Below are 15,139 nucleotides of genomic sequence, written 5' to 3'. Positions count from 1 at the left end.
GCAACAGCGGCCCCGGTCCTTCGTCGGTTCTCCCCCTTAGACTGGCAGAGACCCCGATCAGTTCCTAGATCGGGTTCTTTGTGCTGCCCAAGTCACCGAAAGCGTAGGCCCCGCGTGAGTCTCACACCACTGCTGGCCGGACTGGTCACCGATCCCGGGGCGGCCGCCGTCCTGGCCGCCGCAGACGGCCGGGAGCCGCTCGTCGACGTGGCGGTTGCCGCTGGTGCCCGGCCCGCCCTGGTGGCCGCACTGGCGCAGCGGTCACCGGTGCTGGCCGTCACCGCGACCGGCCGGGAGGCCGACGACCTCGCCGCCGCCCTGCGTGAGTTCCTGCCCGAGCGCCAGGTGGTGACCTTCCCCAGCTGGGAGACGCTGCCGCACGAGCGGCTCAGCCCGCGCACGGACACGGTGGGACAGCGGCTGGCGGTGCTGCGCCGTCTCGCCCACCCCGAGCCGGGCGACGCCGCGGGTGATGACGCCTCGGGTGACGCCTCGTCAGGCGGCGCGGGCGACGCCCTCTACGGGCCGGTGCAGGTGGTGGTCGCTTCCGCGCGGGCGATGCTGCAGCCGTTCGTCGCCGGCCTCGGCGACCTGGTGCCGGTTCGCCTGCGGGCGGGGGAGAGCCACGACTTCGAGGAGGTCGTCCAGGCGCTCTCCGCGGCGGCCTACACGCGCACCGACCTGGTCGAGCGCCGCGGTGAGTTCTCCGTGCGCGGCGGGATCCTCGACGTCTTCCCCCCGACCGAGGAGCACCCGTTGCGGGTGGAGTTCTGGGGGGACACGGTCGAGGAGGTCCGCTGGTTCAAGGTGGCCGACCAGCGGTCCCTGGAGATCGCCGACGGCGGCCTGTGGGCGCCGCCCTGCCGCGAGCTGCTGCTCACCGACGCGGTCCGCGAGCGCGCGGCCGCGCTCGCGGAGCAGCTGCCCGGCGTGGCCGACATGCTGGGCAGGGTCGCCGAGGGGATCGCGGTCGAGGGCATGGAGTCGCTGGCGCCGGCCCTGGTCGACGCGATGGAGACCCTGGTGGACGTCCTCCCGGACGGGACCCGCGTCATACTGCTCGATCCGGAGCGGATCCGGACCCGCGCCCACGACCTGGTCGAGACCAGCCTGGAGTTCCTCGGGGCGAGCTGGGCCAACGTCGTGGCCGGCAACGTCGTGCCGGTCGACCTGCAGGAGGTGCTGGGGACCGCCTCCTACTGGTCGGTCGGTGACACCCGCGCCCGGGCGCTCGAGCTGGACCGCGGGTGGTGGACCCTGACTTCCTTCGCCGGCGACGAGGAGCTCGCCGAGTTCACCGAGGACGACGAGGGGGACGGGCCGACCGCCCGCCAGATCACGGTCGAGTCGACCGACATCGCCGCCTTCCGCAGCGACGCCGACGCGATCGCGACCAGCCTGCGGGGGTGGTTGGCGGACGGTCAGCGCGTCGTGCTGTCCCTCGAGGGGCCGGGCCTGGCGCGCCGGGTCAGCGAGGTCCTCGCGGAGCGCGATGTCCCGCACCGGCTCGTCGCGCCCCTGGAGCGGCTGGAGTCCGAGGTCGTCCAGGTCACGACAGGCATCGTCGGCCGGGGCTTCACGGTCCCCGGGGCACGCCTGGTCGTGGTCAGTGAGAGCGACCTGACCGGTCAGGCCGGCACCGGGGGCTCCACCAAGGACATGCGTCGTATGCCGTCGCGCCGGCGGGCGCAGGTGGACCCCTTGCAGCTGCGGCCGGGTGACTTCGTGGTGCACGAGCAGCACGGCGTCGGACGGTTCGTGGAGATGGCGCAGCGACAGGTGCAGGGTGCCGTGCGCGAGTACCTCGTGCTGGAGTACGCCTCGGCCAAGCGGGGGCAGCCGGCGGACCGGCTCTATGTCCCGACCGACCAGCTCGACCAGATCACCAAGTACGTCGGTGGGGAGTCGCCGACCCTGAACCGGCTCGGCGGCGCCGACTGGCAGAAGACCAAGTCCCGTGCCCGCAAGTACGTCCGTCAGATCGCGGCCGAGCTCATCCGGCTCTACAGCGCCCGGATGGCGACGCAGGGGCACGCGTTCGGGCCGGACACACCGTGGCAGCGGGAGCTGGAGGACGCGTTCGCCTTCGTGGAGACCACCGACCAGCTCTCGAGCATCGAGGAGGTCAAGGCCGACATGGAGAAGCCGGTGCCGATGGATCGCCTGATCAGCGGCGACGTCGGCTACGGCAAGACCGAGATCGCGGTGCGCGCGGCGTTCAAGGCGGTCCAGGACGGCAAGCAGGTCGCGATCCTGGTGCCGACCACCCTGCTGGTGCAGCAGCACTTCCAGACCTTCACCGAGCGCTACGCCCAGTTCCCGGTCGTGGTGCGGGCGCTGTCCCGGTTCCAGTCCGACCGCGAGGCCCAGGAGGTCATCAAGGGGCTGGCGGACGGCAGCGTGGACCTGGTGATCGGCACCCACCGGCTGCTGTCGACGTCGGTGACCTTCAAGGACCTCGGGCTGGTGGTCATCGACGAGGAGCAGCGTTTCGGGGTCGAGCACAAGGAGCAGCTCAAGGCCCTGCGCACCAACGTCGATGTCCTGGCGATGTCGGCCACCCCGATCCCGCGCACCCTCGAGATGGCGATCACGGGCATCCGGGAGATGTCCACCCTGGCGACCCCGCCGGAGGAGCGGCACCCGGTGCTCACCTTCGTCGGCGGCTACGACGAGAAGCAGATTGCTGCAGCGATCCGGCGCGAGCTGCTGCGCGACGGCCAGGTGTTCTTCGTGCACAACAAGGTGACCTCGATCGAGAAGGTCGCCGCGCGGATCCGCGACCTGGTCCCCGAGGCGCGCGTGGCGACGGCCCACGGACAGATGGGGGAGCACCAGCTCGAGAAGGTCGTCGTCGACTTCTGGGAGCGCAACTTCGACGTGATGGTCTGCACCACGATCGTGGAGACCGGCCTGGACATCTCCAACGCCAACACGCTGATCGTCGACCGGGCCGACCAGTTCGGGCTCTCCCAGCTCCACCAGCTCCGCGGCCGCGTGGGGCGGGGGCGGGAGCGGGCCTACGCCTACTTCCTGTACCCGCCGGAGAAGCCCCTGACCGAGACGGCCGTCGACCGGCTGCAGACCATCGCCGCGAACACCGACCTGGGCGCCGGCATGGCGGTCGCCATGAAGGACCTGGAGATCCGCGGCGCCGGCAACCTGCTGGGCGGGGAGCAGTCAGGTCACATCAACGGTGTCGGCTTCGACCTCTATATCCGGCTGGTCGGCGAGGCGGTCGCCGGCTTCAAGGGCGAGCAGGACGAGACGCCCGTCGAGATCAAGATCGAGCTGCCGGTGGACGCGCACCTGCCCCACGAGTACATCCCTGGTGAGCGTCTGCGGTTGGAGGCCTACACCAAACTGGCCCGGGTCACCGACGAGGCCGAGCTCGCCGAGATCGAGGCGGAGCTCGTCGACCGCTACGGTCCCCCGCCGGAGCCGGTCCAGACCCTGCTGGAGGTGGCGCGCCTGCGGACGCTCGCCCGGCGCGCCGGCATCAGTGACATCTCGGTGCAGGGCTCCACGATCCGGTTCGGGCCCGTGGAGCTGCGCGAGAGCCAGCAGCTCCGGCTCAACCGGCTCTTCCCCGGCACCATCCTGAAGGCGGCGACGCGCACCATCCTCGTGCCCGTCCCCAAGACCGCCCGGGTCGGGGGCAAGGTGCTGCGCGACAAGGACATGCTCGACTGGGCCAGCGTGCTGATCAGGCAGGTCATGCTGGACGACCTGACCGCGGTGGGCGCGGGCTGAGGAGGCGCCGGGGATGGCAACCGAGGACCAGGCCGCGGACCTGGCGAAGCAGGTCGAGCTCATCCGACACCAGGCCAGAGCCTGTGGCGAGCTCGGCTCTCCCCTGTATGCCGTGCTCCTTACCGACCTCGCGGACAACGTGGCCGCGGGCGGCGTCGCGGCGCACGTGCTTCGGGGTCACGAGGACGACCCGGGGCCGTCAGCGCTGGCGCTGCGGGTGATGGCGGCCGTCCACCGACTGGTCCTGACGGGGCGCGCCCCGGGCCTCGCTGCGCACTACCCGAGCGTCGGCGGCGACGATGATGCCGAGGCGGCCCGACCGCAGTTCCGCGCGGTCCTGGAGGAGCACACCGACGAGGTGCGGCGCGGTCTGGCCTCCCCGCCCCAGACCAACGAGGTCGGTCGGTCGGCCGCGCTGTTCGGCGGGCTGCTCCAGGTCCTCGGTGCCGCAGCCACCCCGGACCTCCCGGTCCGGCTCGTGGAGATCGGGTCGTCGGCCGGGCTGAACCTCCTCGCCGACCGGTTCGTCTACCGCGCCGCGGACGGCAGCGGCTGGGCACCCGGGACGCGCGCCGACCGGCACCCCGTGGTGCTGGACCCGGCCTGGGAGAGCCGGCCCCCGGCATACTGCCGGCGGTGCGGGTGGTGGAGCGGCTGGGGTGCGACCTGTCGCCTATCGACGCGCGCAGTGAGGACGGGGCCCTGTCGCTGGTCAGCTGTGTCTGGCCCGACCAGGTCCACCGGCTGGAGCGGCTGCGCGGGGCGCTGCGGCTCGCCCAGGAGCACCCGGTCGAGGTCGTGCGGCAGGGCGGGGGCGACTTCCTCGACGGCCTCGAGCTGCGGGCGCGCCACCACACGGTCGTGTGGCACTCCGTGATGTGGCAGTACGTGCCCGCGGAGGAGCAGGCGCGCATGATGGCCCGGCTGCACGAGCTGGGGGCGGCGTCCGGACCGGACCGGACGTTGACGCACCTGGCCTTCGAACCACGACGCCTGGTGCCCGACGGTCCGCACCGGTTCGTCGTCGCAGCCACCACCTGGCCCGGCGGCACCGAGCGTGTGCTGGGAGAGGCGCCGCCCCACGGGGTCCCCGTCCGGTGGGGTGACCCGACAGCAGAGGCATGAGTCGGTGGGGCGTGGGAGCCTGACGGCATGAGTGATCTGCAGGTGCTGACGCCCTACGACGCCACGCACGGCGAGGGACTGGGTGACTGGCGCTACCTGCTGGGTGAGCTGGTCGCCAGGTTCGACACCGATGGCCTCGCGGCGGGGGCTCGTCTCGCGGTCGCCGTCAGCGAGGTGGCCGACCGGCTCGACCACCGCCCGGACGTCGACCTGCGGCCCGACCACGTCGTGGTCCGCACCCGCACCGCGGAGGTGGACGCCGTCACCGCCCTGGACGTGGAGCTGGCCCGGGAGGTCAGTGCGCTCGCCGTGGGTGCCGGTGCGGTGGCCAGACCCGACCTCGTGCGCAGCCTGGAGCTGGCGATCGACACGGTCGACGCGGACGTCATCCGGCCGTTCTGGAAGGCGGTCCTGGATGCCGCAGAGGTCGCCGGTGGCTTCCTCGTCGACCCCGGGAGACAGCTGCCGGCGCTCTGGTTCCAGGACATGGACCCGCCCAGGACCGACCGCAACCGGGTCCACCTCGACCTCACCGTGCCGCACGACGTCGCCGAGCAGCGGGTGACCGCTGCCCTGGCGGCCGGCGGCCACCTGGTGTCGGACCGGCGTGCGCCCGCGTTCTGGGTGCTCGCGGACGCCGAGGGCAACGAGATCTGCGTGTGCACCTGGCAGAACCGGCCGGACAGCGGCGGCGGGGTCTAGCGTGGGGTCGTTCGGTTGCTGTCCGAGGAGGAGTTGTGGCACCTGACGACGTGGTGGAGGTCGCAGACCTGCGAGTGACGCGCGGGGGCGCGGAGGTGTTGCACGGCATCGACCTCACCGTGGGGGCCGGCGAGCTGGTGGGGATCGTGGGGCCCTCGGGCGGTGGGAAGTCCACGCTGATGCGGGCCATCGTCGGGGTGCAGGCGAACGTGCGCGGCGAGATCACCGTGCTGGGGCAACCTGCGGGCAGCCCGTCGGTGCGTGGGCGCGTGGGCTATGTGACCCAGGCGCCGTCGATCTACGACGACCTCACCGCGCGCCAGAACCTGGAGTTCTTCGGGGCCGTCCTCGGCGTGGGGCCCGACGAGGTGCAGTCGGCGCTGGCGACCGTGGACCTCGCTGAGGCGGGCGACCAGGTGGTGGGCTCCATGTCCGGCGGGCAGCAGTCGCGGGTCTCGCTCGCCACTGCGCTGCTGGGCTCCCCGGACCTCCTCGTGCTCGACGAGCCCACCGTCGGGCTCGACCCCGTGCTCCGCCGCTCCCTGTGGGGGACCTTCCGGGCCCTCGCTGCCGCGGGAGCCGCGGTGCTCGTCTCCACGCACGTGATGGACGAGGCCGAGCGGTGTGACCGGATCGCGCTGCTGCGGGCGGGCCGGGTCCTGGCCACCGGGACACCCGCTGGCCTGCGGGAGCGCACCAGCGCCGACACCGTCGAGCAGGCCTTCCTCGCCCTCATCGACGAGGTCGCGGCATGACCCCCCGGATCACCCTGGCCGTGACCCGGCGCGTCCTCCAGCAGCTGCGACGCGACCCGCGCACGGTCGCGCTGATGCTCTTTGTGCCGTGCCTGATCCTGCTCCTGCTGTGGTGGGTGTTCTCCGAGCTGCCGGGCCGGGACATGGTCGACAGCTTCGGTCCGGCGCTCATCGCCTTCATGCCGTTCACGGTGATGTTCATCGTCACCTCCATCACGATGCTGCGGGAGCGCACCGCCGGGACCCTGGAGCGGATGCTCGCCATGCCGACCGGGCGCGCCGACATCCTCATCGGCTACGCCCTCGCCCTGGTCGCGGTCTGTCTCGTCCAGGCCACGCTGGTCATCGGCCTGGGCGTCGGCTTCCTGGGCATGGATGTCGGTGGGCCGCTGTGGGCACTGCTGCTGGTCGCGCTGGCCGACTCGTTCCTCGGGACGGCCCTGGGACTGGCGGTCTCCGCCTTCGCCCGGACCGAGTTCCAGGCGGTGCAGTTCATGCCGGCGCTCGTCCTGCCACAGCTCCTGCTCTGCGGTCTGTTCATCCCACGCGACACCATGCCCGACCTCGCGCGGGCCGTCTCCGAGGTCCTCCCGCTCACCTATGCCATCGACGCCATGAAGGGGGTGCAGGCAGGGGTCGACGGACAGGTGGCCACCGGCACCTGGACCGACCTGCTGGTCGTGGTCGCGATCGCAGTCGTGGTGCTGGGCCTGGGGACCTTCACGCTCAGGCGGCAGACCGACTGATCAGGCGGCGTGCGCCTCGAGCGCCGCACCGACGCGAGGGAGGGCGGCGACGACGTTCTCCCTCGCCCTGCCGCGCAGGGTGCCGTACACCTTCTTGACCGCCCCGTGGGAGGTGCCCCCCACCCGTCGGTCGGTGACCGCGAGCAGAGCCTCGGCGGCCTCGTCCCGGTGGGCGACCAGTACGTCCCCGAACGGACGGTCCCCCCTGTCCTGCCAGAACGGGTCCAGCGCCGCCGCGAAGTCCGGCAGCAGCGTGTTCACCGCCCTGGCGACGAAACCGTCCGCGACCCGGGTGACCGCCGCATACCCGGTCTTGATGATCCGGCCGCCGATGCCGGACGTGCCGGCCACCTCGGCGTCGACGACGCCGACCAGGGCCTCCACGACGGCCGGTCGACGTGCGGGGTCGAGCAGGATCTGTTGCAGGGAGCTCATGGACCCCAGCGTAGGTGCCGGTGCCTGGGCGCTGGTTCTGAGTGCTCGTAGGCCCCGCGAGCTACGGCAGCAGGGCGGCGATCAGCGCCTGCGCGACCCAACTGCCGTAGCGCTCGGGTGACCAGCCCCTCTCGATCACCAACAGCCGATAGAGCTCCGCGGAGTTGTAGGTCCACAACACGTCCCGCGCGTCGCTCGCTGTCACATCGGCCCGAAGGTGACCGCGCGCGTCGAGGTCTGCGGCGAACATGCTCATCCCCCTGAGTCGTTCGTCCTGGAGCTGTTCCCACACGCTGGCCGCGTCAGGGTCGCTCGCTGCCGCGTCGAGGATCACGAGCTGAAAGGGAACGTGGCGGGGCGCGACGAGGGCGAGGTGCTCGCCGTAGTACGTGAGCTTGCGACGCGGATCTGGTTCGTCGCGCACCCTGAGCAGTGACGGGCGCTCGACCATCGGCACCTCCTCGTCGTCTCCCGCGATCGCGAGGTCGAAGACCGCCTTGGCCAGCCCGACCTTGTTCCGGAACACCTTGTAGACGTTCTGGACCGAGGCCCCTGAGGCCCTGGCGACGTCGGCGATGGTCGTCGCCGCGAAACCCCGCTCGAGGAAGAGGGCCGTGGCGCTCCTCACCATGACCGTGCGGTTGTGCCGCGCGAGCTCTCGGCGCCGCGAACCGTCGTAGGTGCGTGTGGTCTTGACGGGCCTCTCCAATCAGGTGCACACTCATTTCAGTAGAGGTAACTCTACCTAAACTCTCCCAGGAGGTCTCACCATGTCGTACGCATGCTCCTACGAAGTTCCTGCCAGTGTCGAGATGTACCACGAAGTGCGCCGGCTCATCGGTGATGAGCCGGCCGCCGGCATGCTTGCCCACCTCGTGGTGCGCAGCGAGTCCGGTCTGCGACACCTCGAGGTCTGGGAGTCCGAGTCCGCCTGCCGCGAGTTCCGCAAGGATCGGGTCATCCCCGCCGTCCACTCGGTCCTGAGGGCGTCCGGCCTCACGCAGATGCCTCCGGAGCCGCTCCTGGAGGAACTGGACCTGGTCGACGCGCAGATCGGATGACGCCGCTGCGGACAGTCGGTTAGGTGGTCCAGGCCCGCCAGAGCGCGGCGTACTCACCGTCGAGGGCGACCAGCTCGTCGTGGCTGCCCAGCTCCGCGACCCTCCCGTCGATGACGACCGCGATCCGGTCGGCGTCGTGGGCGGTGTGCAGCCGGTGCGCGATCGCGACGACGGTCCGCTCGGAGAGCAGGGCGTTCATCGAGCCCTCCAGGTGCCGGGCGGTGCGCGGGTCGATGAGCGAGGTGGCCTCGTCCAGGACGATCGTGTGCGGGTCGGCGAGGATGAGCCGCGCCAGCGCCACCTGCTGCGCCTGGCCGGGCGTCAGGTCCTGGGCGCCGGAGCCGATCCTGGAGTCCAGCCCCTCCGGGAGGCGCTCCACCCAGTGCCAGGCGTCGACGGCGCGCAGGGCCGACTCCACCTCCGCGTCGGTCGAGCCCTCGCGCGCGAGCACGATGTTGTCGCGCACGCTGCCGATGAACACGTGGTGCTCCTGGGTGACGAGCGCCACCTCTGTGCGCAGCTGGTCCAGGGGCAGCCTGGTGAGCTCGACCCCGCCGACGGTGACCGCGCCGGTGCGCGGGCCGTGGATGCCGGCCAGCAGACGCCCCAGCGTGGACTTGCCCGAGCCGCTCGGGCCGACGATGGCAAGCCGCTCACCGGGCTCCAGGGTCAGGTCGATGCCGTGCAGCACGTCGTGTCCGGGGCGGTAGGCGTAGCGCAGGTCGGAGCCGACCAGCCGCGCGCCGGCCGGCTCGTCCGTGCCCTCGTCGCGGTCCGGCGGCACGGTTGCGATGCCGAGCAGGCGGGTGGTCGAGGCGACGCCGACCTGCACCTGGTCGGCCGTGTGCACGAGCATGTCGAACGGGCCCCAGAGGGCCTCGGTGTAGAGGATCGCCGTGGTGATCTCGCCCAGGCTCGCCCAGCCCTGGGTGTAGCCGATGGCACCGACCAGCAGCACCAGGACCCGCGGCAGGCTGAAGGCCAGATCCATCACCAGGAACAGCAGGTTGCGCAGCGTCATGCCGTAGCGCTCGGCCTGCGCGGACACCTCGATGTCGTCGTCGCCGATCCGCAGCCGCTGCGCGCCGACGCCCAGGGCCTCGACCGTGCGGGCGCCCTCGACGGTCTCGGTGAGGTGGGTGTTGATCCGCGAGTAGGTGCCGCCCTCGGTCAGGTAGCCGTTCGGGGCGCGCCGCATGTAGCGGCGCACCTGGACGAGGGACACCGCCAGCAGCACGAGGGAGGGCAGGGCCAGGACCAGGCTGTTGGCGATCATCGCGGCGAGCGTGGCCACGACCGAGGTGCCGGCCACGATCACCTGCGGCAGGGCCCACCGCACGCTCTCGCTCATGGTCCCGACGTCGCGGGTCACGCGGGTGACCAGGTCGCCGGAGCTGGCGGACTCGACCCGGGACAGCGGCAGCCGCAGGATGGCGCGCACGACGTACTCCCGCGCCGAGGCCAGGATGCCCTGGCCCAGCACGGCGGCGGACGCCTTCGCCCCGAAGGTCAGGAGCGCCTGTAGCACGACGATCCCGGCGACCAGCAGGGCCACCGAGTCGGCCGTCGCGAGCGCGGCGCTGGTGCGCCCGGCCTCGACGTCGGCCACAGTGCTGTCGACCAGCCGCCCCAGCCACCACGGCACGAGCAGCCCGGCCACCGCGGCGAGCGCGTTGCCCAGGACCACGGCGACCACCCACAGGCGGCGCTCGCCGAGCAGCCCGCCGACGAACCGCACGACCTGCCGGGGACGCGCGATCGGCAGCCCCTTGGTCGCGTTCATCGTGTCGGCGACGAACTCGGCCGCCCGCTGCTCGCGCAGCAGGTGGCGCCGGCGCATGGCCGCGGCCCGCTCGGCCAGGCTCGCCGAGACGGGCGGGACGAGCTCCTCGGGCACGGCGGGGCCGCGCCGGTCGGCCTCGTCCCAGGTGCGCGCCGACTCCGCCACCAGGTCCGGCGGCAGGAGTGGCATCTGTGTGGTGCTCACAACACCTCCTGTGGCGCGGGTCGGGTCATCGTGCGGTGGGCCTCGGGCGGGCTCGCGTCCTGCTCGGGCCGGTCGACCGTGGCGGCCTCCTCGCCACGCACGACGACCGAGCGGTATGCCGCGTTGCCGGCGAGGAGGTCGGCGTGCGTCCCGTGGGCGGTCACCAGACCGTCCTGGAGCAGCACGACCTCGTCGGCGTGGTGCAGCAGCAGCGGCGAGGCCGTCATCACCACGGTGGTGCGCCCCTCCCGCGCGCTGCCGAGGCGCTCGGCGATCCGGGCCTCGGTGTGCGCATCGACAGCCGAGGTGGGCTCGACCAGCACGAGCACCTCCGGGTCGGCCGCGAGCGCCCGCGCGAGCACGAGCCGCTGGCGCTGGCCGCCGGACAGGCCGCGGCCGCGCTCGTCGAGCTCGCCGGCCCAGCCGCCCGGGACGGCGTCGAAGACGTCCTCGGCGGAGGCGGCCCACAGGACGGCCTCGGCGCCCTCACGGCTCAGCCTGCGGTGCGGGTCGATCGCCGAACGGAGCGTGCCGGCGAAGACGTGCGGCTTGGTGTCGCTCACCAGGATGCGCGAGCGCACCTCGTCCAGCGGCACGGCGGCGAGGTCGACGTCGCCCACCCGCACGCCCCAGGCGCGCCTGGCGCGCTCCTCGTCGCGGACGGCCTGCTCGGCGCGGGCGATCAGGCGACGGGCCCGCTCCCGCCGGGCGCCGCGCCCCTTCATCTCCTCGGGCAGCTCCAGGCTGACCTGGGCGTCCTGCTCCTCGGGCAGGTAGCGCCCCAGCCGGTCGGCCAGGGCAGCGGAGTCGTCGGGGACACCGGTCACGACCATGGTGAGCCGTCCCGGCCGGACCACCAGGCCGGAGGCGTCGTCGGTGATCGGTGCGCCGACGGGGAGCGTCGCGGCCTCTACCGGCTCGATCCACGGGGGGCGCTGCTCCAGCACCGCGATGGCCTTACGCGCGGCCACCACCGAGCGGGTCATCTTCTGGGCGAACTCCACGAAGGTGCGCATCGGCTGGATCAGGAACAGGCCGTAGCCCAGGACGCTGACCAGCTCGCCGACGCTCAGCCGGGCCTGGACGACCTCACGGACGCCGACCCACATCAGCGCGACGACGAACCCGCCGCTGAGCAGCACACCCACGCCCTCGACCGCCGCCTGCCAGGCGCCGGCGGAGACGCCCGACTGGCGCACGCGCTGGGACTGCCGGGCGTAGTTGCCACCGAAGGTGTCCTCACCACCGATGCCCCGCAGGATCCGCAGCCCGCCGACGATGTCGGTGGCCATCGAGGTGAGCTCGGAGTTGCGGGAGCGCTCGATGCCCTGCCAGCGCTGCATGGGGCGCAGCAGGGGGGAGCCGACGAGCACGAGCAGGGGCGCGGACAGCAGCACGAGCAGCCCCATGGTCGGGCTGATCGAGATCACGATCGCGGCGACACAGAGGAAGGCGATGAGCTCGGAGAAGGCCCGGGTGACGATCTCCATGAAACCGCCGAACTGGTCGCTGTCGCTGCCCGCCACCGAGAGCACCTCACCGGTGGGGGTTCGGCGCGGCAGCACGTGCCCGAGCTGCAGCGTCTTGCGGGTGACCAGCTTGGTGGTGCCGTAGAGCGCCACGAGCCACTCCCGCACGATGACCGTGTGGTAGACGGTGCCGCTCAGGCCGCCCAGCACCGTGACCACCAGCAGCGCCAGCACCCACTGCAGCGTCGCGCCGGAGTCACCCGCGACGATCCCGTCGTCGATGGCGTGGCCGACCAGCCAGGGCCCGAGGACCTGGGGCAGCATCCACACCAGGGCGATGCCGACACCGACCAGCGCGAGGGTCCCCTCGAGCCGGACCACCCACCAGAGGAAGTGCCTCGGGCTGCGGGTGTCCGGCGCGGCGGCGTCGCGTGCTGAATAGGCCCGGATTTCGGGCGGGAAGTCTTGCATGGCTTGGTCAAGGGTACGGCTCCGCGGAGACCGCGGACCACCGGTTTTGCGGCGGGAGCGAGCGCCTACGCTGACCGGGTGGACACGGTCGAGAACAGCACGGACGAGCACGCCTGGCTCGAGGACGTCGAGGGGGCCGAGCAGCTGGCCTGGGTGCGGGAGCGCAACGCGGGTGAGGCGGCCCGGATCGCGGCCACGCCGGAGTTCGGGGCCACCCGCGACCGGATCCTGGCGATGCTCGACTCCGAGGCCAAGATCCCGGACCTGACCAGGATCGGCGAGCACTACTACAACTTCTGGAAGGACGCCCGGCACGAGCGCGGGGTCTGGCGGCGCACCACCCTGGACTCCTACCGCACTGAGGAGCCGGACTGGGAGACGGTCCTGGACCTGGACGAGCTCGGGCGTGCGGAGGGCGAGAACTGGGTCTGGCACGGGGCGACCGTGCTGCGGCGCAGCCGCGGCAGCGCGGACGACGACCACCGGCTGGCGATGGTCGAGCTGTCCCGCGGTGGCGCCGACGCCGACGTCTCCCGCGAGTTCGACCTGCACACCAAGGAGTTCGTCGTCGACGGCTTCCACCGGCCGGAGGCCAAGGGCAGCGTCTCCTGGATCGACGAGGACACGCTCTTCCTGATGACCGACACCGGCCCCGGGAGCCTGACCGACAGCGGCTACCCCAGGACCGCGCGTCGCTGGCGGCGGGGCACCCCGATCGAGGAGGCGGAGGTGGTCTTCGAGGGTGAGGCGACCGACATCGCCGTCGCCGCCTCGCACGACCAGACGCCGGGCCACGAGCGGGACCTGGTCCACCGTGCCCTCACCTTCTACACCAGCCGGACCTACCTGCTGGACGGTGACGGCAGCCTCGTGCTGATCGACGTGCCGGACTCGGCGCGGGTCGGGGTGGTCCGGGAGTGGCTGACCGTGGAGCTGAGGGATGACTGGACCCCGGAGCAGGTGACGTATGCGGCAGGCTCGCTCCTCGGCATACGGCTGGCTCAGTTCCTGGCCGGGTCAAGGGACCTGGAGGTGCTCTTCGCGCCCACCCCGACCAGCTCGCTGGCCGGCTACACCTGGACCCGGGGGCACCTGGTCCTCAACGTGCTGGAGGACGTCACCAACCGGCTGCAGGTGCTCACCCCGGGGGCGGACGGCTTCACGTCGGCGCCGTTCCCCGGCGCGCCCGAGGTGGGCACGACCCAGGTCGCGGCCGTGGACCGGGTGACCTCGGACGCCGTGTGGGTCTGGACCACCGACTTCCTGACGCCCACGACCCTGGGGATCGCGGACGTGTCGACGGGCCGGGTGCCGGAGCCGCTCCGGGCGATGCCGAGCTTCTTCGACCCCACGGGCCTGGTCGCCGAGCAGCGGTTCGTCACCTCCGCGGACGGGACCCGGGTGCCCTACTTCCTCGTGCACCGGGAGGACCTGCCGGCCGACGGGACCACACCGACCCTGCTCTACGGCTACGGGGGCTTCGAGGTCTCGCTCACCCCGTCCTACTCCGGAGGGCTCGGTGCCGCCTGGCTGGAGCGGGGCGGTGCCTATGCCCTGGCCAACATCCGCGGGGGCGGTGAGTACGGCCCGGGCTGGCACCAGGCGGCGCTGCGGGAGAGGCGCCACCGCGCCTACGAGGACCTCTCGGCCGTCGCTCGCGACCTCGTCGACAGCGGCGTCACCACGCCGCAGCGGCTGGGCGTGCAGGGCGGGTCGAACGGTGGGCTGCTCACGGGCAACATGCTCACGCAGTACCCGGAGCTGTTCGGGGCCGTGGTCGTCCAGGTCCCGCTGCTGGACATGAGGAGGTACTCCCACCTGCTCGCGGGCGCGTCGTGGATGGCCGAGTACGGCGACCCGGACCTCCCGGAGGAGTGGGAGTTCATCCGGACGTTCAGCCCCTACCACCTGGTCGAGACCGACCGGGACTACCCGCCGGTGCTGTTCACCACCTCGACGCGGGACGACCGGGTCCACCCCGGGCACGCCCGCAAGATGGCGGCCCGGATGCTGGCCGGCGGCAAGGACGTCACCTACTACGAGAACATCGAGGGCGGGCACGGCGGCGCGGCGACGAACGCCCAGCTGGCCCACATGCAGGCGCTGGCCTACCGCTTCCTGGCCGAGCGGCTCGGGCTGGACTGATTCTTCCGCTCCTGCCAGCGCTGCATCACGCCGTCCATCTCCTCCACGAGGAAGGTGAAGAACTCCCGGAGCTCGGCCAGCCGGTGGGCCGCCGAGCTGCCGGGCTCGACGACCTCCAGGCCGCGCGCGAACCCGGACGTCCAGGAGTTGAGGGCGCTGGTGTCGTGGGCGATGAGGCGGATGAGGGAGTCGCTGTCGACGACATACTGCTCCCGGCGGCTGCCCGGTGTGCTGCGCCGGGAGACCATGCCGACCTGGGTGAGCCAGCGCACGGCGGTCGAGACCGCCGCGGGGCTCACCTGCAGGGTCGCGGCCAGCTGGGCCGCCGTCATGCTGCCCTGTTCGCTGACCAGGATCGCCGCGTAGACCCGCGAGGGCATGCGCTGGACGCCCGAGGCCGTGATCGTCGCGGCGAGGTCCTCGACGTAGGCCAGCTGGGCCTCCGAGAACCCGTCGGGCCCCTCCTGCGGCGCCACCTGCTCAGCCATCG

The 15,139-nt window shown here is 72.3% G+C and carries 11 protein-coding genes and 1 pseudogene; 7 read left to right on the top strand and 5 right to left on the bottom strand.

What is annotated here, in order from left to right; all coding sequences use genetic code 11:
* The first annotated feature begins 114 nt into the window (after nt 1–114).
* The 5 genes and pseudogenes from mfd to DA085_RS12515 all read left to right on the top strand — a co-directional run bounded on the left by mfd (nt 115) and on the right by DA085_RS12515 (nt 7,081).
* Nucleotides 115–3,753, top strand: coding sequence for a transcription-repair coupling factor (mfd, locus tag DA085_RS12535; protein WP_109473326.1), 3,639 nt, complete (start codon nt 115–117; stop codon nt 3,751–3,753).
* A gap of 13 nt (nt 3,754–3,766) precedes the next feature.
* Nucleotides 3,767–4,878: pseudogene (locus tag DA085_RS22040) on the top strand (DUF2332 domain-containing protein).
* 27 nt (nt 4,879–4,905) lie between these two features.
* On the top strand, nt 4,906–5,580 hold the full coding sequence (locus DA085_RS12525; RefSeq protein WP_109473325.1) for a VOC family protein: 675 nt from the start codon (nt 4,906–4,908) through the stop codon (nt 5,578–5,580).
* 35 nt (nt 5,581–5,615) lie between these two features.
* On the top strand, nt 5,616–6,335 hold the full coding sequence (locus tag DA085_RS12520) for an ABC transporter ATP-binding protein (RefSeq protein WP_202619214.1): 720 nt from the start codon (nt 5,616–5,618) through the stop codon (nt 6,333–6,335).
* Complete coding sequence (locus DA085_RS12515; protein WP_109473324.1) at nt 6,332–7,081, top strand: ABC transporter permease; 750 nt, start codon at nt 6,332–6,334, stop codon at nt 7,079–7,081. The genes DA085_RS12520 and DA085_RS12515 overlap by 4 nt, the downstream gene beginning before the upstream one ends.
* Here DA085_RS12515 and DA085_RS12510 read toward each other — a convergent pair whose 3' ends face one another.
* Complete coding sequence (locus DA085_RS12510) at nt 7,082–7,516, bottom strand: DUF6918 family protein (protein ID WP_109473323.1); 435 nt, start codon at nt 7,514–7,516, stop codon at nt 7,082–7,084.
* 61 nt (nt 7,517–7,577) lie between these two features.
* The gene (locus tag DA085_RS12505; protein WP_109473322.1) at nt 7,578–8,225 is read right to left on the bottom strand and encodes a TetR/AcrR family transcriptional regulator; all 648 of its coding nucleotides are present in this window, start codon (nt 8,223–8,225) and stop codon (nt 7,578–7,580) included.
* 61 nt (nt 8,226–8,286) lie between these two features.
* Here DA085_RS12505 and DA085_RS12500 point away from each other — a divergent pair, with 61 nt between their 5' ends.
* Nucleotides 8,287–8,577, top strand: a complete 291-nt coding sequence (locus tag DA085_RS12500; RefSeq protein ID WP_154402190.1) for a hypothetical protein — start codon at nt 8,287–8,289, stop codon at nt 8,575–8,577.
* A gap of 19 nt (nt 8,578–8,596) precedes the next feature.
* Here DA085_RS12500 and DA085_RS12495 read toward each other — a convergent pair whose 3' ends face one another.
* A complete protein-coding gene (locus DA085_RS12495; RefSeq protein ID WP_109473444.1) occupies nt 8,597–10,549 on the bottom strand; it encodes an ABC transporter ATP-binding protein in 1,953 nt (650 codons plus the stop codon).
* A gap of 11 nt (nt 10,550–10,560) precedes the next feature.
* On the bottom strand, nt 10,561–12,504 hold the full coding sequence (locus DA085_RS12490) for an ABC transporter transmembrane domain-containing protein (protein WP_109473320.1): 1,944 nt from the start codon (nt 12,502–12,504) through the stop codon (nt 10,561–10,563).
* Nucleotides 12,505–12,582: 78 nt separating this feature from the next.
* Here DA085_RS12490 and DA085_RS12485 point away from each other — a divergent pair, with 78 nt between their 5' ends.
* Nucleotides 12,583–14,649, top strand: coding sequence for a prolyl oligopeptidase family serine peptidase (locus DA085_RS12485; RefSeq protein ID WP_109473319.1), 2,067 nt, complete (start codon nt 12,583–12,585; stop codon nt 14,647–14,649).
* Here DA085_RS12485 and DA085_RS12480 read toward each other — a convergent pair.
* A complete protein-coding gene (locus DA085_RS12480; protein ID WP_109473318.1) occupies nt 14,613–15,137 on the bottom strand; it encodes a GbsR/MarR family transcriptional regulator in 525 nt (174 codons plus the stop codon). The genes DA085_RS12485 and DA085_RS12480 overlap by 37 nt on opposite strands.
* Nucleotides 15,138–15,139: the final 2 nt, after the last annotated feature.

Source organism: Ornithinimicrobium cavernae (assembly GCF_003121625.1).
Lineage (GTDB): Bacteria > Actinomycetota > Actinomycetes > Actinomycetales > Dermatophilaceae > Ornithinicoccus > Ornithinicoccus cavernae.
Note: the sequence above shows the minus strand (reverse complement) of the source record. Positions and strands in the feature narration are given on the sequence as shown.